Genomic DNA, 22,097 nt, shown 5'->3' with positions numbered 1-22,097 from the left:
TCAACCCGCCGTTTTGAGAGGTTGCGTGGCCCTGACAGGATCGGAGGCCGGTTCGTCGGTCCGGACAGCGCGTGGCCCGCCGATCACTTTCTCCTTGGCACCAAAATTGGAGAGCTTGCCGTTCTGAATGACGGCAACGAGCCCGACTTCGGCCAGCACACTTGGTCGATGCGCGATGACGATGGCGATGCCACCGCGTTCGCGTACGCTGCGCACAGCAGTGTTGAGCGCGGCTTCGCCCTCGGCATCGAGGAAGGCGTTGGGCTCATCGAGCACGACCATGAACGGTTTGCCGTAGAGCGCGCGTGCCAGCCCGATCCGTTGGCGCTGGCCGGCCGAAAGGGCGGTGCCCATAGGGCCGAGTTGGGTATCGTAGCCGTCGGCAAGGCGTACGATCATATCGTGCACGCCGGCGGCCTGTGCTGCCTCGACGATGGCCATGGAATCGCGTTCGGGGGCGAAGCGCGAGATATTTTCAAACACCGTGCCATCGAGCAACGACACTTCCTGGGGTAGGTAGCCGATCTGGTGTCCGAGAACTTCTTCATCCCACTGGCCCAGTTCCGCGCCGTCGATGCGAACGCCGCCGCGCAGGGTCGGCCAGATGCCCACGATGGCCTTGGCCAGAGTGGATTTACCACCGCCGCTGGGGCCGATAATGCCGAGTGCTTGTCCGGCCTGGATGTTAAACGAGACCTCCGAGAGCAGGATCTGGCCGGTGGTCGGGGCGGCTACGGTGATCTTTTCGACCGAAAGCGCCATCGATGGGGCTGGCAGATTAAGAGGCTTGTCCGCCGTATCGAGCGCGATCATGGTGTCGCGCAGCCGGCCGAACGCCTGGCGCGCGGCAACGATGCCCTTCCAGTTGCCGATGGTCATGTCGATGGGCGCCAGCGCTCGTCCGGACGCAACCGAAACGGCGATGATGGCGCCGGCCGACATCTGCCCCTGGATGGTGAAATAGGCGCCGAGCCCCAAAAGGGCCGATTGCAGCAGCATGCGCGCCACCCGCGAGAAGGCGCTGAAGGTCCCAACGACATCGCTCGCCCGGGTCTGAAGGTCCAGATGCTGGTCGTTGGCCGCATTGAAGCGTGCCACCGCACGCCCGGAAAATCCCATCGCCCTGATGACATCTGCATTGCGGGCGTTGGAATCGGCAATGGTGTTGCGCGTGACGGCCGCCTGTTGCGCCGTTCGGGTGAGTTTGCGCGATTTGAGTTCAGTCAGCGCGGTGAGGAGGGCCAGAAAGACGATGCCGCCAAGCGTCACGTTGCCCAGCATGGGATGGAGGAAATATACAAAGACCAGATAGAGCGGCACCCAGGGCAGGTCGAACAGTGCGCCGGGCCCCTGCGTGCCCATGAAACTGCGGACCGTATCGACATCACGCCCGCGTTCGAGGGCTTCGGACGTGGAAAAGCCGAAGCGGGGCATGTCCACGCTCACCTTGTGGGCTATCGGCGCCAGCATCTTGTCGAACCGGGCGCCCATGCGCACGAGAATCTGGCTGCGGATGGCGTCGAACACGCCTTGAAAGAGGTACAGCCCGATGGCAAGCACCGACAAAGCGACAAGGGTTGGTATCGAACCGCTCGTCAACGCCCGGTCATAGATCTGAAGCATGTAGAACGAGCCGGTCAACGCCAAGACGTTGATTATGCCCGATATCCAGAACACGAAAACGCCGATGCCCTTGAATCGGCTCTTGAGCATGTCGTCTCCGCGATGCTCGGCGAGTTGGTTGTCGGCTTTGGACTTGGCCATCGCAATTCCCCCTTCTTGATGGAGCCGCTGCTTTTCGATCAGCAACGCGGCCCGGCATTGGTTGCTGTGTCCGGGGCGGGTGATCCCACCCCGGACAGGGACGTGCTAGATGTTGAAGTCCGAGGCCGTGAGCGCGTGATTTCCGGTCAGCTCGATCCGGAATTCGGGGTCCTCATCGCCGCCGGTGTTGCCTGAGACGATTGTGAAGTCGCCGTCTTCGCGGCTTTCATGACTGACGGTCAGCTGTCCAGGAGCACTGGCCTGGCCAGAAACCAGCGTGAAGCTCTGTACCCCGGCGAGGCCACCATTCGCGTCTATTCCAGAGAGGTCGAGCCGGTCGCCGGCCTCGAAGCCCACAATGGTGTCACCGTCTGCCGCGGCAATGGAGCTGAAGACGAAGATGTCTTCACCCGATCCGCCGTCCATCACGTTGACGGCCGTGCTGGCGGTGATCGTGTCGCTGCCCGAACCCGTTGTCACATTCTCGATGCCATAGAGGGTATCGGTGCCCGAGTTGGTGCCGACAACGCTGCCGCGGCCACCGGTCCCGGTTCCCAGGTCAACGCTGAGATTGCCCGTCATCGAACCCATGTCCAGCGTATCCGAGCCGGCGCCGCCATCGTAGTGGTCGTCGCCGTCACCATTTCTGGCGATGAACATGTCAGTGCCGCCGCCGCCAAACACGGTGTCGTCGCCCATGCCGCCATCGAGCATGTCGTGGCCGGCGTCGCCTGAGATCCAATCGTCTCCATCCTCGCCATAGAGGGCGTCATCGCCGCCGCCGCCGAACACATCGTCGTCGTCGTCACCGGCAAAGACCACGTCTCGTCCTTCTTCGGCGTAGATGAAATCGTCGCCCTCATCGCCGCGGATGGTGTCGGCATCGGTGCCAGCGACGATATAGTCGACGCCGCCCAGGCCAAAGATCAGATCCTTGCCCATCGTGCCGACGAGCACGTCCGCAGAAGCGCTGCCGACAATTGGTCCCGCAGCAGTCGGCGGTGTTCCGGCATCGGGGGTCTGGATGGCGTCATCGTCGTCGGAATTGCAGTCGTCGTCGCTATGGTCGTCTTCTTCTGCATCCTCATGGCCCGTTGCCGTGCGTACCTCCGGATCACCATCTGTCGGCGTTGCAAAGGTGACGGTGTTTTCGCCGAAGCTGATCGTGGTGACGCCATCCGCGGTTGATGATGTGTGCTCGGTTGTCCCTTCGGGCAGTTCGATGACGTCCTGGGGCCGCAGTGCGCCCACGATGGTGTCATTGCCCCCGTTGGACCGGAAGACGATGCGGTGCTCGGACTGAAGAGAGGTGATATCGACAATGTCGTTTCCGGCCATGCCATCGATCGTGATGGTGCTGAAGTCGAGGCTGGTCGGGTTGAAATTGCCCACTACCTCGATGGTGTCGCCGCCATTGCCCCCCGTGTCGAGCCCGCCATTGTTGTTGTCTACGGTGACATTGAGAGTGTTGACCCGGACTTCTTCGATGTTGTCGAGTTCGGCGATAAGCGTTTCGACCCCGCCAACGGTCCGGGTTACGACGATTTCTGTTCCCGCTGCGAACGAGACGCCCAGCGAAGTGGACAGCGCTGCGGCTATGGCCGCGTTCTGCGCACCGGTTACCGCATAGATGCGGAAGGTTTCTGAACCCGCGACACCGTTCAGGACATAATTGTCCGTCCCGGCACCGCCGTTGATGCGGTCGCGACCGTCCGTGCTGGTCTGGGTGATGGTATCGGTACCAGCACCACCATTGATGATGTCGTCTCCGGCACCGCCGTTGATGGCATCATTGCCACCGAGGCCGTTGAGCACATCATTGCCGCCATTGCCATTGAGGGTGTCGTTGCCACCCAAAGTAAAGAACCCGAAGTTCTGCGGATTGACGCCATCGGCGATATCGTCGCCCGCCGTGCCATCGAAGGTGTTGTTGAACAGCGGCGTGCCGTCCCAGTCCTCGCCGACAACCGCCGTCGCTTGCGACACCAGCACTTCGGGATTGCCCAGAGCGTCGGTGAAGCTGACCTGGACGCGGAGAATGTCTCCGACTTGGCCACCCAGTCCGAACAGGCCGTTATTGGGAGCAAATTGCGCCGACGTTCCCCCGACGACGGCGGAGATGTTCTGCCAGCTGGTGCCGCCATCGTCCGAGACCTGCCATTGATAGCTCAGCGCTCCCAGCCCGTTGGCATCTGCGATCGATGAGGTATCGACAGTGAGAACCTGACCTTCGGTCGGGGTCGTGTCGCTGATGACCGGCAAGCCGGTTGCCGGGCTGTTGGGCGGTGGCAGCAACTGGTCGATGGTGAAGGTGCCGTCCGCAAATCGCAGTTGTTCGATGTTGAACAGACGGTCGGTGCCTTCGGCTTCGAGGTTGCGGCCCGAGGCCGGATCGATGGCCCCTGCGGTCTGTTCCACATGGTCGACGGTTATGCTGCCGTCGTCGTTGCGGGTGATCTCGTAGTTCTCGAGAACGTCCCAATAGACGGCCGTATCGATGTCGCCCTGCTGTCCGCCGTCGAGAATTTCCCGTTTGGCCTCCAGCTGCGAGGGACGGATCTCGCGGGAAAAGAGAAGGGATTCCAGCGTCTGCCCTTCAAAGAGTACATTGCCGGTCAGATCATGAACCTGACCCGTAAGCCGCGAAGCCGTTGCGAACTCGACGCCGTTTTCGTCGCTGATGGCGATCCGAACGCTGAGCCATTTATCGCCATCGATGATGTCGTTGCCCGCCATGCCGCGGATTTCATCCGAGCCACCACCGCCAAGCAGAATGTCCGAGCCGTCCGATGTGTCCATGACTGCGGTCTCATGGAGGCCGTTCGGGTCGATCACAGTGGGCACAGCCCCGTCATCGGCCTCTTCGTCGGTGGGTATGTCGAGATTGTGGGGGTTCCAGACCTCGAAGCGTTCGAGATGGGCGACAAGATCGGCCAGCCCGTCGATGAGGTGCAGGTTCTTTTCCAGCAATGCGTTGGAGAAGCTTTCGATCGGGGCGTCCGGGTCGACCTGGGCGGCATTGCCAAAGGCGTCATAAGCCCCGGTCACCACTTCGCGTCCGGTGAGCTTGTCATCATGGTCCCAGCCCGAAAGTCCTTCGACCAGATCGTAGCGATCGCGAAGGATGTTGTTCTGCTGGTTGACGAAGATCGACACGTTCATGTCCGCATCGGCGGCGTAGTTGTTGTCCTGGAACGTTGTCCAGTCAAAGCCCGCCATGCCGTTGCTGCGGTTGATGCCGATGCCCTGAACCATGATGTCGTCGCCGGATTCGGCATCGAAATCGGTATCGTTTTCGCCCGAGAGCATGATGTCGTGACCGATGACGCGCGAATTGAAGAACAATTCGGAATTGTCCCCGGACAGGGTGTTCATATTGCCCTGACCTTCCATCCAGTCGCTGCCCTCGTTGCCAAAGATCACCCCGCCGCCGCCGGACGCGGAGCGGATGAAATCGTCACCCTGGCCCCCGAAAATGGCCTTGTCTTCAGAGCCGCCGGAGAGAACGTCCTGGCCATCGCCGCCAAAGATCAGGTCGAGACCCATGCCGCCATTGATGACGTCATCGCCACCTTCACCCTTGATCACATCGGCATCGCCGATATCGGTGCCGCTGTCAGTGATGATGTCGTCGCCGTCACCGCCATGGATGTGGTCGACGCCATATCCGCCCTCGATGGTGTCGTTGCCGCCTTCACCCCAGATGGTGTCGTCGCCGGCCCCACCGATGATCGAATCGTCCTCATTGGTGCCGCCGATAACGACGTGTTCTCCGCCGGTGTACTGGATGAAGTCGATATCGCCGTCATTGTCGAGATCACGGCGAACGACCAGGGAATCGGTACCTGTAACGGCCGAGATGACGTCGGTTTCGCGCGTCGGATCGGCCGTGCCCAGCCCCTCGTTGTATTGCTTGGACTGGTCCATTTCGATGACGTAATCGGCCGTCTGGAAGGCGGAGCCATTGATATGCAGGCCCGTATCTTCGGTGTCCGTGTTACGCCGGATCAGGTCGGCAAAACTGTCGCTTTCCAGTTCGGTCAGCAGATTGAGGCCCTGGGTGCGGCTGAGATAGTAGAAGCGGTCCCCGTTCTGCAGGTTCTGGATCTGCAGTTCGAACACGAACGTGAAGGTCGAGCCGAGCATTCCGCCAAACGGCATCAGCGCTTCGGCCAGGCCCCCGATCCAGAAATCGACGGCATTGAGGCCGGTTTCCTGGGTCGCCCATGCTCCCGTGGAATTGAGGAAGTCCAGCCGATCGGCCGGCGCGCCTTCTTCGCCGAACACCAGCGCCCATGCGGCATCACGCTTCTCCTCGGCCGTCGTCGCCTCAAGAATGGACGTATGGGTGCCGTATGCGGCGATGAAATTGACGATCGAGAGGGGATTCTTGATGTTCTGGGCATAGTCGGCCCAGCTTGAATAGGGCTTGAGATAGGAGTCATTGGTCTGCGAATAGATCTGACGCCGCGCTTCATTGAGCGATGGAATGCCGGTTTCCCGTGCGCGGGCAATATTGAGTGCTGCCAGATCGAGTGGCAGGCCGACAAGATTGTTGCGCAGCGCGCCGGTCATGAATTCGTCGATTTCGTTGCCGGCCTGACGGGTCATACCCCGCAGGATCGCACCCGCAGCTTCTTCGGCGGAGGCTCCCGCTTCGGCAAAGGCCATCGGGTTGAGGAAGGCGTCGATCAGGCTCATCTCTTCGGGCGATGCGGCGCCACCGGCGAATTTGAGCATCTCGACGTTCTCTGCGAGCATCGAGTGGCCGAAACGGTAAACGACCTGGGCAAACTCCTCATAGATGGCCGCATCGATCTCGACGCTGTTGGAGAACACGAAGGGATCGATCTGCGGTGCGATCGCCCGGACGAACTCTTCAAACACAAGGTGCTGGTAGACCATTTCGGTCGAGAACCGCGAGGCCTGGAAAAGTCTCTCGCCATCCCAGACGAGCGACGAAAGATCGGCCGGAACTTCGGTAACTTCGACAAGCAGCCACTCGTTGAGGAAGGCAAGATCGCCTTCTGCAATCACGCTGGCCTTGATGGCATCGACCTGGCGATTGTGCTCGCCATGGAACATCGTGTGCACTGCAGTCAGCACGATGTTTTCATTGCCCCGCCCGTCGCCGACGATGAAATGCTTGTCAAGCAATTCGTCGTCATATGTGGCGTTGCCGCCAAACATGTTAGGAATGATCTCGTTGCCGATCTCATCATCGGGATCAGCTGTCTTGATGCCGGTGACGGTGCCGCCAGCGCCCTGGCTGACCGTATAGGATCCCGGCACCGCGTTGTGCGCGATGTCGTTGAGGAAGGCCCGTCCGGCGCTCAGGCTGTCCAGCGCGTCGATGGGTGCATCAAGATTGCCTTCGACCAGGCCGTTCGCCGTTACGATCTGGGGTAACCCGTTGGCCCCGCGCAGGAATTCACCATAGAGATCGGTGGCGAGCAGGGGAACGCTGTGAACGTTGAGGTCATCGAGCGCGATACCCAGCATTTCACGGGCCTGCTCCTTGATATCGGCCCAGGTCGGCGGTCCACCCGCTTCGCCCTCGAGCATGAGACCGGTTGCGACAGGCTTTCCATCGACCATGACATACTCGCGCAGGAAAACCTGGTGCGACGGGTTTGAGGTATAGACCTGATTGAGATCGGTCCATGGTGTGGTTTCGTTGCGGTGGTCGCGGACGTCATCCTCGGTGCCCACAATTCCATCGGCGCCCGGCTCGTTGGTGGCGCGGGTCAGAACCATGAAATTGGTAAAACTTTCCGGATCGTAGAGCGGGTCATCGGGATGCAACGGAATGTAAACCGTGCCCGATCCACCCTTGGCGGTGAGGTCGAGGCCATGATCGAAGAACTGGCCGAAGATCGTCATGAAGCCATTGAAGGAGGCTGTGTCGCCCAGGTCGGCGGCGATGTTCTTGATGAACACGTTGGCCTCATCCATGCTGACGCCGTGTTCGGTCAATTCGGCAATCGTGGCGGCATCGGCCGCATCGGCGGCGGCCTTGGCGGCTGCGGTTGCTGCTTCGCCAAGGGGAACAGCGTCGCGTGCGGCGGTTGCGGCCGCCACGGCTTCATCTGCCTGTTCGAGAGTCTCGGTGGCGGCCTGAAGGGCTGTATTGGCCAGATCGAGCTGCGCCTGGACCGATTGCGCATTGGCCTCGGCCAGATCCACATCCGCCTCGAGCTGCTGAAGCTCTGTAAGTGCATCCTGCACCGCATTTACTGCCGCCGTGTGCTCGGCCTGTGCCTCAAGCAGGGCAGCATCGGCGTCCTCGTCGGCCTCGACAGCCAGTCCATGGGCCAAGGCCGCATCTTCGCGGACGTCGACTGCCGCGGCATAGGCGTTGGCGTTGGCCACCGTGGGATCGGCCTGGAATGTCGCCAAGGCCGCAGCCTCGATCGCCTGGGCGGATGCAAGCTGCGCAGCAGCCAGCGTTACCGCGTCCTGGGTGGTCGCCGCCATTGTTTGGGCGGTCTGCATCGTAGCAAGCTTGGCGGCCGCATCGGCTTGGGCCGAGGTCACCGTGGGAAGATGGGCGTCCCGCGCGGCGATGGCCGATGTCAGCGCGGCGCCGGCACCGTCGGCACCAGACTGCGCAGCGGCGTGATCTGCGACGGCCTGATCGTAAGCCGCCAGCGCGTCTGTCTGGGCCGTAATCGCGGCCGTGAGCGCCGCGTCTGCGGCATCGTACGCCGCTTGCGCATCGGCTTGCGCATCGCCGATGGCGGCGCGCAGCGCGAGGGCCTCGGCGCGCAGCGCCATGACCGAGCCTGTGATCTGCAGGGCCTCGGCCCCAGTGATGCCGACCGAGGCGAGAGCTGCGGTTATGGCGGCAGGGTTGTCGATCGATTGATCGGTAATGATATTGGAAATGACGCGCGGCTGACTGTCGTAAACCGAGCCGTCGAACTGCTCATAGCTGGTGGGCTGGCCGGTGCGCGGGTTGGCTTCGGCCGGATTGTAATCGGGTGTCAACAGCCGTGTCATGGCTTCGTCGCCCGCACCGAACTGGATCATGTCGGGCTGGAAATTGTTGAAGCTGCCATCAACCGTACGGAGCCCGAAGGGCAGCAACGGGCTTGAGACCAGTTGCTCAAGGGCTTCGCGCGGATCGACACCTTGTTCGATCAGCGCCGAATGTTCTTCGGCGATCTTGATTTGTTTGAGAATGAAGTCGAGGTCGTTCCGATCGAGCTTAGCCATTTCAGTCCCCTGTCCTTTGTCGTGGTTGCACCACGCCCAAATTGTTCATCTTGGACTGGATGTTCGCTGAAATGGCGGCCTTAGGTAATGACAGATGGTCTGACGGAGTAGGGGGGCTTAGGTCCGAAATTATACTGGACCTTGGTCCAGCGTTCCGGGTTTCACTTGCGTTTTGTCAAGGAATGTTTGCCTGCGGTGGTAAAACTGAAGTAATTCAGTAGTTGGAGGATGTACCATTCAGACGGCATCGAGCGGCTTGACGGGAGTGGGGGAGGATTTGGAACACGCACAAACGGTGGCGAGACCGCCGGGCTCGTGGCACAGGCTTTGGCTCGGTTTGTGGGGCCGGCGCAGCCTGATTGAGCAGTTCAGCCTGGCGGGCGGCGCTGTGATGATTGTGGTCATGATCATCACTGGAACGGTCATCGCGAACTTCGTGCGCTCGAACGCGCTTTATCATCGGGCAGTGGCGACGGCTCTGTTCGTCGACAGTTCCATCGTCAGTCATCTGGGGGAGTTGCGGAGTGGGGGAGACATCACTGACGAGGCGCATGCCCAACTCGACAGTCTGTTCGATACGAGCGCATTTGCCGATCGGGTTCCTTATCTGGACATTTGGCGCGCCGACGGGACGGTGCTCTATTCCAATTCCGAAGGTCTGATCGGTGAGCAGTTCGAATTGCCGCCCGGCGCCGTGCGGGCCTTCAATGGCATGGTGGTCGCGCTTGAGACCGACCTTTCGGCACAAGAGCACGTCTCGCGTGGATTCCAGCGCACATATACTGAAATCTACACCCCGATACACGGTGCGGATGGAGAGATTATTGCCGTGTCGGAAATTCACGAAGCCTCGAGCGATATCGGGGAGACACTGGCCGCCGCTTCGATCCGCAGTTGGGCCGCGGTGGGCTTTGCCTGTCTTGCCTTCTATCTGGCGCTGTTCGCGCTGGTCTGGCGCGCTTCCCAAAGGCTCGAGCGGCAGGAAAAATCCCTGTCTGCGCAATTGGTGCAAACCCAGATTCTTGCCGACCGCAACCAGGCTCTGCGCGAACAGGCCCTTTCAGCCTCTCGTCTGCTGACCGAACACAATGACCATTTTCTCAGCGCGCTGGGAGCCGATCTTCACGATGGACCCAGTCAGTTGATCAGCTACGCGGTTCTCAAGGTCGAAAAGGCCCGAAGGGCAAAAACTCGGGAGGCTCTGTATTCGGAGCTTGGTGAAATCGAAACCAATCTGACGTCGGCCCTCAACGATGTGCGCAATATCGCCCACGGTCTGGTCTTGCCCCAGATCGAGGAAGGGACATTGGCGGATGCGGTTGCTCACGCAATTCATATCCACAAGGACAGGACAAACATGACGGTAGAGGCCGATCTGGCATTGGGTGACGCACGGCCGGACCGGTCGAGCCGATCCAACCGGTCGATCAATATCTGTGTGTTTCGATTTGTTCAGGAGGGGCTCAACAATGCCTATCGTCACGGCGTCGGCGACAACGCGCGGGTAGAGGCAACCCTGGATGCCCGGGATATGTTGGATATCCGGGTGGTGTCTTATGGACGCAAGTCAACACCGGGGTCGGTTTCCCTGCCGGGGATCGGCCTCAAGGGGCTCAAGGCCCGGATCAACGCGCTTGGTGGCGAACTGCGCTTTTCGCGGCTGGACGAGGTCAGTGTGCTCGAGATGTCGATTGATCTGCGGGGACAGGCGGCTCATGTCTAAGCGGCGTATCGTCATTGTCGACGATCATCCGATCTTCCGGTCGGGATTGACACAGACACTCGAACTCGAGCCAGATTTCGATGTGGTCGCGCAAGGCGAAGACGGCACCGAGGCAGTTACGCTTGCTGGGCGCCATCGGCCCGATATGCTCCTGCTGGACGTGGCCATGATAACAGGTGGCGTAGATGCCATTGCCGACGTGCTTAAGGTCAGTCCCAACACGCTGGTTGTCATGCTAACGGCATCGGCAAGGGTCAATGACGTTTCCCGTTCGCTCGATCTGGGTGCCGTTAGCTATCTGCTCAAGGGCACCACGGCGAACGAGTTGCTCCATGCCATAAAGGAGATCTTTGACGGTCGCGTGCAGATATCGCCTCGGCTGCTTGGCGATCTCATGAGCCAGCAACAGATCCATGCCCTCTCGCCCGAGCAGGAGGCTATTGCCAAGCTGACCGATCAGGAGGCCCGGGTTCTCCGGCTCGTCAGCCAGGGCTTCAGCAACGCCGAGATCGGCAAGACCCTCGAGGTGCAGGAAAAGACGGTCAAGTTCCACCTCTCGAACATTTTCGACAAGCTGGAGGTGCGCAATCGCGTGGAAGCGGCCCTGCTAGCCCAACGTGCATGGCGCGACACGGGCAGGTGAGGCGGGCCGTCCCACAGGATGTGTCACTGGCTGATGGCGCAAACAGATAGCTGCAATCAGATTTCGAGATATTCAGGATATTGCTGGCCGACCCAATCAAGCATTGAAAGCGTTTTGGAGAGGTGTTCCCGCATGGCCTCGATGGCGGCCGCGGGGTCTTCGGCAGCAATGCCGTCGATGATTTTTTCATGCAGGGCGACGACACGTTCCATGCCGATATTGGGCAGATTGAGCATGCGCAGGCGGTCGAGATGGCCACTGTGGCGGCGCAGGATCGGCCAGAGTTCGAGGATATCGGCGTGACGGAAGATCGCGTGGTGGAACTCGCGGTCTGCGATCAGGAACGCAGCGTGTTCCTTCTGATTGGCTCTGTCGCGGACGTCGGCATTGGCGGCGCGCAGGTCAGCAACAGCTGCTTTGTTTGCGGTTTCCGCGAGAACGCGCACATTAGTGTATCTGAAGCAAGTGCGTGCTGAATTTCTGTGCGGCAGCACCTTTGACAAGCAGAGAAGCGCTCTTATCGGCGTGAGGTGGCGGTAGGACGGTCGGCCTGTAGTCGGTCGACAATCATGTCGGCGATCGGCAAGGCCGATGTTGCGGCCGGGGAGGGCGCGTTGCAGACATGAAGCTGTCGTGGGCTGTCGAGAAAAAGAAAATCATGGATGAGCGTTCCGTCTGTCGCTACCGCTTGTGCCCGGATTCCCGCGCTCATCGGCTGCAGGTCGTCCAGATCAAGAGAGGGGCAGTATTTCTGGCAGGCGCGCAGATAGCGCGCCTTGAAAACCGAATCCATCATTTCGGCGACACCGGATTTCAGGTTTGCCCTGATTGAGCGCCAGAAGCCGGGAAAACTGGCATATGAAGCGATGTCACGGATCGAGACCGAAAATTTCGGATAGCCTTCGCGCGCAAATCCCAGCACGGCATTTGGGCCGACCGTGAGACGTCCATTGATCATCGGGGTAAGGTGGATGCCCAGAAACGGCAGGTCGGGATCGGGAACGGGGTAAATCATGGCGTGGCAAAGGTCGGAGCGCTCCTGACGGACTTTATAGTACTCGCCTCTGAACGGCACGATCTGGTGGGTCGGATTGAGCCCTGCCATTCTGGCAAGGCGATCCGATTGCAGGCCTGCGCAAGCGACCAACTTGTTCGACCGAATTGTCCGGTCGTTGAGCTCCACCCGAACCGCATCGTCATCCTCTGATATGGCCATAACGGAGTTGTTGAGCAGGAGCGAGCCGCCCATTTTGACAAAGGCATCAGCCAGCTTTTTGACCACCTCGAGATAGTCCACGATCGCCGCGGCGGGAACAAACAGGGCCTTTGTGCCCGCGATATGAGGTTCGCGCTCGGCGATGTCACCTGCCGATAGAGATTCAGTCACGATACCGTTCAGCTTGGCGCGGTGCCAAAGGGCATCGAGGCGCTGTTCTTCGAGAGAAGTTGTTGCGACAATCAGCTTGCCGCGCTCTTCGAATGCGATGCCGTGTTCACGGCAAAACGCTTTGGTCCGGCGCTCGCCTTCCGCACACAGTCTGGCTTTCAGACTCCCTGGCGCGTAGTAGATTCCGGAATGTATGACCCCGCTATTGTGTCCTGTCTGGTGCCGGCCGAGTTCGGCCTCCTTTTCCACAAGAACCACGCCCGCATCGGGAAAACGATCGGCCAGCGCATGGGCCGTTGCCACTCCCACAATGCCGCCACCAATGACGCAATAGTCATAGTCGATGCCCAAGAAGATCTCCGTGAAACTGGTCCCCGTGTCGGACCAGAATTATTGGAAAGCTCGCGTCACGCAACTCCCTGATGCCGCAGCAGCGGCGATCGGAGTGAATTGCCGGGGCCTTCTCCGAAGAGAGCGACCGCGTGTTCAATTGCTCTGACTGATCCGAAGTCCGCCATATCGGCAAAAAATCCTCGACGTATTTCAGGTGAGGACGCTTGCGCGCCCTACGCTGCGCCTTGGCGGGCGCGATCAAAGCCCCAACCAGATCGATGGCCTCACCTAACGCGCATCGAAACGCTCACCGGAGTCAGTGTCGAACAGATGGAGGTGAGCATAGGGCAGATGAAGTGTCGCTGTTGCCCCGGTGTGCCATCGACTGCCAACAGCCCTCACGGTAACCAGATCCTCCATCCCGCCCAGAGCCAAATAGACCAGTGATTCCTTGCCGAGTATTTCCACGGCCTCGACTCGGCCGTTCAGAGCCAGTCCTGGTTCGGTCTCGTCGTCGAGCAAGATGTCTTCAGGGCGAATGCCGATGGTGCAGCCCGATTGAGGGAGAAAATCGGGTAGTCGGAACCCTTGCGCGGCAAGCGCTGCCGAATTGAGCAGGTTCATGCCCGGTGAGCCGATGAAGCGCGCAACGAAGGTCGTGCGGGGCCGTTCATAGAGTTCGGTGGGTGTGCCGACCTGCTCGATGTTTCCCCCGTTCATGACAACGAGGCGATCGGCCAGGGTCATGGCCTCGAGCTGGTCGTGGGTGACGTAGATCGCCGTCGTATCGAGTGCTTTTTGCAACCGGCGGATTTCAACCCGCATCTGGCCGCGCAGCTTGGCGTCGAGATTGGAGAGGGGTTCGTCAAACAGGAAGGCGCGGGGCTTGCGAACAATGGCACGACCCATGGCGACGCGCTGGCGTTGCCCGCCGGATAGCGCTGCCGGGCGGCGCTCGAGATAGGGTTCGAGTTCGAGGATGCGGGCGGCCTCGGCCACGAGCGCCTGACGGTCCTGCTTGCCGACACCGCGGTTCTTCAATCCGTATTCGAGATTGCCGCGCACGCTCATATGCGGATAGAGCGCGTAATTCTGGAACACCATGGCAATGTCGCGGGCGGCAGGTTCGACCGTATTGACCACGCGCCCGTCAATGGCGATCGTCCCGCTGGTGATGGTTTCAAGACCGGCAATCATGCGCAGAAGTGTCGATTTTCCGCAGCCTGACGGGCCGACCAAAACCATGAGCTCCCCTGGCTCGACGGCAAGGTCGATGCCGTGCAGGGCCGTGACATTGCCCGAATAGACTTTCCGGGCCTGATTGATTGCAATGCTCGCCATTTTGCAGTTTCCGTCTCTAAAGGGTTGAGGGCGCCAGATCGGCGATGATCAGTGCGGCCAGATCCTGCGTGCCCACGGCCACGCCGGCGGCGCCGGCCGCAAGCAACACTTCACGCCGGTCGGGACGCGGATCGTTGGGATCGACAAAACCGATGGCCTTGACCCCGGCGGCGCAGGCGGCCTGGATGCCATGATGGCTATCGTCGACCATGATTGAGCGCTCCGGGCGGGCCCCGAAAGCTGCGAGGCAGTAGAGCACCAGATCGGGCGCCGGTTTGGGCCTGGCGACCATTTCGGCACTGAAGATATGAGGGGCAAAAATATCCCATAGCTCAAGCAGTCCGAGGCTCCTTTCGAGGCGTGCCATTGTGCTGTTCGAGGCAACGCATTTGGGGACATCGAGGGCCCGCAGCAGCGGCTCTATTCCGGCCATCGCCCGCAATTCCCGCGCAAACGCCGCGTACACATCGGAATGCCAGCTCGAAAACAGGGTATCGAGCGCGCTGATGCCCGCCGCCTTGAAATGGAAGCGCAAATCGCTTTCGGACTTGCCGGTGAAGGTGCGATGGGCCTCTTCGGCGGTCATTGAAAGTCCGGCGGCGCTGAGGGACCGGGCCAGCGTGCGGCTGGCGATCGGCTCGCTGTCGATGAGCACGCCGTCGCAATCGAAAATGACGAGATCGAGTGGCCGGGTCATAGGCGGTTCACTCCCGCCATTCCGTCCAGCACGGCAAAGCTCTGAAAGATCGCAGCGCTGGCGTTGGGGTCCTTGCGATCGGACACCGCGATGAAATCGGCCTGCGCCTGTTTGGGCGAGAGCGAGAGAATGGAATAGCCATGCTCGCGGCTGCTGGCGAATTTGAGGTGCGGGTTTTCGGCCAGCGCCGTTGCAATGCTTGCTTCGGAGGGCCCATCGGAGGTGATCGACCCCGTCACAAATTCGGTGGCGAGGGTGGAGCTGTCAGGGTCCTCGAAATCCTCTTTGACGTCGGCGGCGTAAAACGCATGCAGATCGCCACCGATGACCAGCGGATTGGCCGCCCCCGAGGCGCGCACCGAGTCGAGAAGTCGGGTGCGGGCAGAGTGGTATCCGTCCCAGCCATCGAGATTATAGCCGGTTGCGTCTCCTGCCTTGGTGTCGCGTTCGGAGAGCAGCGTCTGCTGGGCGATGACCGTCCATTTGGCCCGCGAGGCCTCAAGGGTGGCATCGAACCAAGCTTCCTGCGCGTCACCGAGCATGGTGCGCTCGGGCGCATCATCGGAGCCTTCAAGCGGTACTGAGCGGTATTGGCGGGTGTCGAGCATGGCGATATCGAGCAAGCGCCCGAACCCGTGCCGGCCATAGATTGTGAAATTGGAAAAGTCGCGGCCAGCAATGGGTGGAACGGGCATATGCTCGTACCAGGCCTGATAGGCCGCAGCCCGCTGGCGCAGGAATTTTTCGCCTCCGATGACATTGGGGGCGTCGTCATCGGCGTAATTGTTGATGACCTCATGGTCGTCCCAGACGGCCAGCCAGGGGAAATTGGCGTGGGCGGCCTGCAAGTCGGGATCGGACTTGTACTGGGCGTGTCGGTCCCGGTATTCGCTTAGAAGGGTTGGCGGCCATCCATTGCCGTGCCGGCGCACGAGATGGCTGCCGTAGCTGACCTCGTAGATATAATCGCCCAGATGGACGACGAGATCGAGGTCGCGTTGGGCCATGTCGCGATAGGCGCTGTAATAGCCCTGCTCATATTGCTGGCACGACGCGAAGGCGAAGGTGAAACGGTCATTGGTCGCGTCGGCGGCGGGCGCAGTGCGGGTGCGCCCGACCCCGCTTTCGGCATTGCCGCAGCGGAAGCGATAGAAATACCAGCGGTCGGCCTCAAGTCCGGTCACTGCCACATGGACCGAATGCCCCCATTTCTGAACCGCCCGGTAGATGCCGGAGCGCACCGGCCGCGAAAACGATTCATCCTCGGCCACTTCCCAGAAAACATCCATGGGGGGGATGGCGACTTCAGGGATCGGCGCGAAGGGATCGGCAAGCGGGACCGCCTCGACCGGAAAGACCAGCCGCGTCCAGAGGATGACGCCGTCGGGTGTCGGGCAGCCTGATGCCACGCCGAGCGTAAACGGATCGGTATCGAAAGTCTGCGCACGCGCGCTTCCAAGGCTGGGCCAAACAGCGGCGGCGGCCAGGCCGGTGCCGAGAAAAAGGCGGCGGTTCAATAAAGGCACGAAGGTCTCCACACAATTGCTGTCGGCGATCAGGCCGAAAGGGCAAGCCGGTCTCTGATGGACAGGGCGAGCACAGGATCGTCCGAGGTCAGATAGCCGGTGCGGCGCTCGAGCCAGAACCCGATATCCTCTTCGCTATTGGGCACCCAGGCGCCGAGTTGCTCGAGCGGCACCATGGCGAGAACCGCGTCCCAGTGTTCGGCGAGCAGGGATTTTTCGATGGCAATGATGTCGGCGCGATCTAAAGCCGCTCGCAGCGTTTGCTCGAGGCCGAGCGCTTGGGCCGATTTGTGGTTGACCGAACAGAGCCGCGGAATGGCTGGCGCGGTAGCCTTGCAGGCCTCCAGCACCTCGAGGTTGAAGCTGGTCATATGGCTCCTGCCGGCCAGTCCGAACCGGATAAGGGTTGCAGCCACCCGCTCGGGGAGACCGGGGTAGGGGGTGCCCGTTTCGTCGGATTTGAGCTCGACATGGAGATGGCAACTGCCTTCGGCCAGCACTTCGAGCACCTCGGCCAGGGTCGGCAGGGTGTCGGGGCTGTCCTTCAGGCGCAGCGCGCGGCGCTGTTCGGGGGTGACGAGCCGCACCGGACCGGTGCCCTCCGCCGTGCGGTCCAGCGTCGCGTCGTGGATCACCAGAAGTTCGCCGGCATCGGAGAGATGCACGTCGAATTCGACGGCATCGACGCCCGTGCCGAGCACGTTGCGAAAGCCGGTCAGCGAATTTTCCGGCCAGAGATTGCGGCCACCGCGATGGCCTACGATCTGAGTCATTTTTGAGAACCTTTGGGTTGAGATTATTTTCCCGAATCCACCAGCCCTCTGGCGAACCAGCGCTGAAGAACGAGAATGACGACGGTGGGCGGGAGCATGACGACGAACGAGGCGGCCATGGCATAGCTCCACCAGGCTGCCGGATCGTTTGGCCCGGGCATCAGACCCTTGAGGGCGATGATGACGGTCATCATGTCCTTTTGCGTCGTGAACAGCAGGGGCCAGAGATACTGGTTCCAGCCATAGACAAAGAGGATGATGGCCAGCGCGGCGATGTTGGGCAGCGAGAGAGGCAGCAGGATATCACGCAGGAATTTCATGGGCGTGGTACCGTCGAGCTTGGCGGCCTCGCACAGATCTTCGGGCACAGTCATGAAAAATTGCCGGAACAGGAACACCGCCGTTGCTGAGGCGATGAGCGGCAGGGTCAGGCCCGGATAGGTGTTGACCAGGTTCCAGTTAAAGCGCGCATCGATTGTGTATCCGGTCAGCATTTCGATCAGAAACGAGATGCCGGTGATGTCCATCAGCCAGCGGATCGGCCCGGCCACGTCGGCTACCGATTCATAGGTGGGCAGGATGCGCACCTCGACCGGCAGCATGAGCGACATGAAAATCAGCCAGAAGGCCGTCAGCCGGAAGGGAAACCGGAAATAGGTGATGGCAAAGCCGGCAAGGATCGAAAGGACGATCTTGCCCACGACGATGCCGCTGGTAACGATCAGCGTGTTGAGGAAAGACTGCCCGAAATCGGCAGTTTCCCAGGCAATCGCCAGATTTTCGAAAAACATCTCCCCCGGCACGATCGGCATGGGCACCTGCTGGATGGCCTGCCCGGTGTGCGAGCCCGCCACAAAGGCGAAATAAAGCGGCGCGCAAACTATGATCGCGCCGACGATCAGGATGATGTGGCAAACGACGGTGAGGATGGGACTACGCTCGATCATGGCTATACCTGGTAGTTGACCTTGCGGTCCATGGCGCGGAACTGCAGCACGGTGAAGGTGACGGCGAGGATCATCAGGATGACTGACTGGGCCGCCGAAGAGCCCAGATTGAGCATGACGAAGCCGTCCTGATAGACCTTGTAGACCAGCGTTGTGGTCGAGCCTGCGGGGCCGCCGCTGGTTACCGCATCGATGATCGGGAAGGTGTCGAACAGGCCGTAGACCATGTTGATGATGAACAGATACATGATCGTGGGCGTGATGAGGGGCAGCGAGATCGTGAAGAACCGCTTGAGTTGGCCGGCGCCGTCAATGGCGGCTGCCTCGCGCAGGGATTGCGGCACGGCCAGCATGGCCGCCACGAGGAATATGTAATCGTAACAGATATGCTTCCAGACCGCCGAAATGGTGATCAGGATGAGCGCGTCGCCCGAGCGCAGGTTCGGGTCCCAGGGCAGGCCCATGGCGTGGATGCCCATGGCGACGGGGCCGACGGTCGGGTTGAACAGATAGGCCCAGATGGCGCCCGAGATCACCGGCGCGATGGCGTAGGGCAGTAACAGGATGCTGCGATAGGCGAAGCGACCGCGAATGATGTGGTCGGTGGCGAACGCCAATGCGCCGGCCAGTGCAAGCGTCGCGATGTTCTGGACGATGGTGAACCAGAAGGTCAGCCAGGCGCTATTCCGGTAGGGTTGGCTCGCGAACAGCTCGGTAAAATTGCGCCAGCCGACAAACAGCGATTTGCCGCCAAACGGGTCGACCTGGACGAAAGCGAGTGAGAGTGCTTTCCAGGAGGGAATGAAAAAGAAGAACAAAAGGATGATCAGTTGCGGCGAGAGCAGCGCCGCAGCGATCCAGTGGTTCTTGAAGTGCGCGCGCTTGAGGCCGTCTTCGCTGGACCGCGTGAGCCTTTCGAACAGGCGGCGGCCGTCGAAGAGAGGGGTGCCTTTCGGCACCCCTGCAGGGATGAGGACGTCAGCTGCCGGCATGGAGCTGCTCGAACTGGCGCAGGATTTCGTTGCCACGGGCAACCGAGCTGTCCAGCGCGTCTTGTGCAGACTTCTGGTCGGTCCAGACCGCTTCGAGTTCCTCGAGCAGCACGGCCCACCATTGATTGGAATTGCCAAACCGCATGCCGCGCGAGTTTTCGGTCGGTTCGTGACGGGTGAGCTGGAGCAACGCGATTTCGCGGGTCGGATATTCCTCGAAAAAGCCCTGATCGGCCATCAGCTCGTAGGCCGCGTTGGTGACTGGGACATAGCCGGTCTGTTCGCTCCACCAGGCCTGGGTTTCGGGCTGGGCAACGAAGTCGATGAAGGCTGCAGCTGCTGCATATTCTTCGTCTGCCTTGCCTTGGAGAACCCAGAGGGCCGCGCCGCCGATGTTGGAATTGTGCGGTTCGACGCCAGCTTCGTGCGGCTGAAGGGTGGCGCTCCAGTTGAACTGGGCTTCGGCCTCGACGCCGGCATGGGAAGCGGTGGAGGCCGACCATGTCGAGCAGGTGCCCGAATTGAACAGCTGGGCGGGCGACATGCCATTGCCCGAGAGCTGGATGATCCCGTCATCGATCCAGCGCTTGAGGCGCTCGACCTGCTGGACCACCGGGGTGGTGTTATAGACATATTCGGTGCCAAGCCCGTCAAAGCCGTTGGCTTCGGTCCCGAAGGGGTAGTCGTTGATTGTCGAATAGCCCTCGAGCAGGCTCCAGGGGAAATCCGAGTTCAGCACCATGCCGCATTCGGAAATGCCCTGGTCCTTAATCGCGTAGAGCTGTTCTTCGAATTCGTCCCAGGTTTCGGCCGGCTTGTCGAACCCGGCTGCCTCGAAATGATCGGCATTGAACCACATGATGCCGGTCGAGGAGTTGAACGGCAGCGCGGCTGGCGCGCCATCGACCACGTAGAAATCGGCGACCGGGGCAATAAAATCGCTCCAGTCGGTATCATAGCCCTGCTCGGCCATAAGCTGGTTCACCGGAACCGCGGCGTCCGAATAGAGCATCGTGAGGAAGCTGCGTTCGGTGGCCTGGATGATGGTGGGATGCTGGCCAACGCGATAGGCGGCGATCATGGCGGCGAAGGTTTCTTCGTAATTGCCCTTGCGGACACCGACGACTTCAAAATCGTCCTGAGTGGTGTTGAAGTCGGCGATCATGTCCTGAATGGCCTCTTCGATGCGGCCGCCATTGGCGTACCACCATTCGATGGTCGTCTTGTCCTGGGCCAGTGCGGGCAGCGCCATCACGGCAAGCGATCCCGCGAGGGCCGTCAGAGCGGCGCCCTTGAAAATCGTGTTCATCGTCCTTGTCCTTGTTTCGATCCGTCCCTGAATGAAACGGGTTGAATTTTTCGCCGTTCACGGCAATTGAACTCATGCCGCCTTGCGGTCGCTCGATACCGTTACGTTACATATGTTACGGTCGCGTGACATATGTAACAAAGAGGGATGACGATGCAGGACGAGAGCGAAGATCTCATGGTTCAGGCGGCGTGGTATTACCATGTCGAGGGAATGACCCAGGCGGGCATCGCCGAGCGGCTGAATCTGACGCGCAGGCGTGTCAACGAAATGCTGGCGCAGGCGCACGAGACGGGCCTGGTCTCTGTGCATTTCAACTCTCCGCTCAGCCTGTGCGCCGAACTCGAAGCGCGGCTGTGCAACCGGTTCGGGCTGGAGGCCGCGGTCGTTGTGCCCACCCCGTCCGAACCGACGCTCGTGCACAAGGTTTTGGGCAAGGCAACTGCCGACTATCTCACGCGGCTGATCAATGCCCGCAAACCGCACGCCATTGGCCTTGGCTGGGGGACCACCCTTCGCGAGACCATAATGTCGGCCCGGCCGCAGAACTTCGAAGGCCTCGAAGTCTATTCGATAATGGGCGGGTTGACCCACGGCACCGAGATCAACACCTTTGAGATCGTGCGCAGCTTTGCCGAACGTTTTGGAGCCAGCGGCAATTACCTGGTCGCCCCGATCTATATGGACAGCGCCGAGGCGCGCGAGGCCATCGTTGCCCAGAGCAGCTTCCGCAAGGCTCTCCAGGCAATCTGCAATGCCGATGTGGGACTGGTCAGCGTCGGTGATGTTTCGGACAAGTCGCTACAGGTCCGTTACGGCCTTCCCGACGGTGTCAGCCCCCATGATCTGGTGAGTTCCGGCGCCGTAGGCGATGTTATCGGCCGCTATGTCGACAGCGAAGGGCGGCAGATCGACCACCCGCTCAACCATCAGGTCATGTCACCGGAACTCGACGATTTCAGGAAAATCCCCACCCGCATCGTCGCCTCGGGCGGACAGCATAAGCACGCCATCATGCGCGCGGTCGTTGCCGCCGGGCATGTCAATGTCGTAATCACAGATGCAGCCTGCGCAACTCACCTTCTTGATGATCGGGCAGAAGTCTGACGGATCCGGAGGACGCGCAGTCGACAAAAGCGCCTCGGCCCATTCCCGCCTGCACAATCAGAGTTATGGCCAACTCTGCACGAGTTGCAGCGAGGTCGCGGGGCGCTGCAGCAGCTATTCCCATGGCCAAACCGGTGGAAACTCACGCGATCTGGGGGGCGGCGTTGGCGCTAATTTGTTGGGACGTTTAGTTTTCTGGAAAGTTTTGGCTGGGGAACCTGGATTCGAACCAGGACTAACGGAGTCAGAGTCCGTGGGTCTACCGTTAACCTATTCCCCAGCAGAGGCGGGCTTGCCCGCGCGGTTCGCTTCGGCAGGCCGCCGAAGGAAGTGGCGC

The 22,097-nt window shown here is 60.8% G+C and carries 14 protein-coding genes and 1 tRNA gene; 3 read left to right on the top strand and 12 right to left on the bottom strand.

Annotated elements, in window-relative coordinates:
• On the bottom strand, window positions 1-1,764 hold the full coding sequence (locus V6617_RS12070; protein WP_422394780.1) for a type I secretion system permease/ATPase: 1,764 nt from the start codon (window positions 1,762-1,764) through the stop codon (window positions 1-3).
• A gap of 105 nt (window positions 1,765-1,869) precedes the next feature.
• Window positions 1,870-8,982 (bottom strand): peroxidase family protein, encoded by a 7,113-nt coding sequence (locus V6617_RS12065; RefSeq protein ID WP_338607209.1) that lies wholly within the window; start codon window positions 8,980-8,982, stop codon window positions 1,870-1,872.
• A 403-nt stretch (window positions 8,983-9,385) separates the two neighbouring features.
• On the opposite strand from V6617_RS12065, the gene V6617_RS12060 reads away from it, so the two are divergent.
• Together V6617_RS12060 and V6617_RS12055 are read left to right on the top strand one after the other, a co-directional pair.
• Window positions 9,386-10,705: a sensor histidine kinase gene (locus tag V6617_RS12060; protein ID WP_338607208.1), complete on the top strand. Its 1,320-nt coding sequence runs from the start codon at window positions 9,386-9,388 to the stop codon at window positions 10,703-10,705.
• On the top strand, window positions 10,698-11,348 hold the full coding sequence (locus V6617_RS12055) for a response regulator transcription factor (protein ID WP_338607207.1): 651 nt from the start codon (window positions 10,698-10,700) through the stop codon (window positions 11,346-11,348). The genes V6617_RS12060 and V6617_RS12055 overlap by 8 nt, the downstream gene beginning before the upstream one ends.
• Window positions 11,349-11,404: 56 nt before the next feature.
• Here the strand turns inward: V6617_RS12055 and V6617_RS12050 are convergent, their stop codons facing one another.
• The 9 genes from V6617_RS12050 to V6617_RS12010 form a co-directional block, all read right to left on the bottom strand.
• Entirely contained in the window at window positions 11,405-11,794 is a 390-nt protein-coding gene (locus V6617_RS12050) for an FCD domain-containing protein (RefSeq protein WP_338607206.1), read from the bottom strand.
• A 71-nt stretch (window positions 11,795-11,865) separates the two neighbouring features.
• Window positions 11,866-13,080, bottom strand: a complete 1,215-nt coding sequence (lhgO, locus tag V6617_RS12045; protein WP_422394830.1) for an L-2-hydroxyglutarate oxidase — start codon at window positions 13,078-13,080, stop codon at window positions 11,866-11,868.
• A gap of 276 nt (window positions 13,081-13,356) precedes the next feature.
• Window positions 13,357-14,409 carry a sn-glycerol-3-phosphate ABC transporter ATP-binding protein UgpC gene (ugpC, locus tag V6617_RS12040; RefSeq protein WP_338607204.1) on the bottom strand — a complete coding sequence of 351 codons (1,053 nt, stop codon included), beginning with the start codon at window positions 14,407-14,409 and terminating at the stop codon, window positions 13,357-13,359.
• A gap of 16 nt (window positions 14,410-14,425) precedes the next feature.
• Window positions 14,426-15,106, bottom strand: coding sequence for an HAD family hydrolase (locus tag V6617_RS12035; protein WP_338607203.1), 681 nt, complete (start codon window positions 15,104-15,106; stop codon window positions 14,426-14,428).
• A complete protein-coding gene (locus tag V6617_RS12030; RefSeq protein ID WP_338607202.1) occupies window positions 15,103-16,632 on the bottom strand; it encodes an alkaline phosphatase D family protein in 1,530 nt (509 codons plus the stop codon). The genes V6617_RS12035 and V6617_RS12030 overlap by 4 nt, the downstream gene beginning before the upstream one ends.
• A gap of 29 nt (window positions 16,633-16,661) precedes the next feature.
• On the bottom strand, window positions 16,662-17,405 hold the full coding sequence (locus tag V6617_RS12025) for a glycerophosphodiester phosphodiesterase family protein (protein WP_338607201.1): 744 nt from the start codon (window positions 17,403-17,405) through the stop codon (window positions 16,662-16,664).
• Window positions 17,406-17,428: 23 nt separating this feature from the next.
• Window positions 17,429-18,352: an ABC transporter permease subunit gene (locus V6617_RS12020; protein ID WP_338607200.1), complete on the bottom strand. Its 924-nt coding sequence runs from the start codon at window positions 18,350-18,352 to the stop codon at window positions 17,429-17,431.
• Window positions 18,353-18,354: 2 nt separating this feature from the next.
• Window positions 18,355-19,344, bottom strand: coding sequence for an ABC transporter permease subunit (locus tag V6617_RS12015; protein WP_338607199.1), 990 nt, complete (start codon window positions 19,342-19,344; stop codon window positions 18,355-18,357).
• Entirely contained in the window at window positions 19,331-20,653 is a 1,323-nt protein-coding gene (locus V6617_RS12010; protein ID WP_422394779.1) for an extracellular solute-binding protein, read from the bottom strand. The genes V6617_RS12015 and V6617_RS12010 overlap by 14 nt, the downstream gene beginning before the upstream one ends.
• 153 nt (window positions 20,654-20,806) lie before the next feature.
• Between V6617_RS12010 and V6617_RS12005 the strand changes: the two genes are divergently transcribed.
• Window positions 20,807-21,760 (top strand): sugar-binding transcriptional regulator, encoded by a 954-nt coding sequence (locus V6617_RS12005; RefSeq protein WP_338607198.1) that lies wholly within the window; start codon window positions 20,807-20,809, stop codon window positions 21,758-21,760.
• 206 nt (window positions 21,761-21,966) lie between these two features.
• Here the strand turns inward: V6617_RS12005 and V6617_RS12000 are convergent.
• A tRNA-Gln gene (locus tag V6617_RS12000) sits at window positions 21,967-22,040 on the bottom strand.
• Window positions 22,041-22,097: the final 57 nt, after the last annotated feature.

The organism is Pelagibacterium nitratireducens, assembly GCF_037044555.1.
GTDB lineage: Bacteria > Pseudomonadota > Alphaproteobacteria > Rhizobiales > Devosiaceae > Pelagibacterium > Pelagibacterium nitratireducens.
Note: the sequence above shows the minus strand (reverse complement) of the source record. Positions and strands in the feature narration are given on the sequence as shown.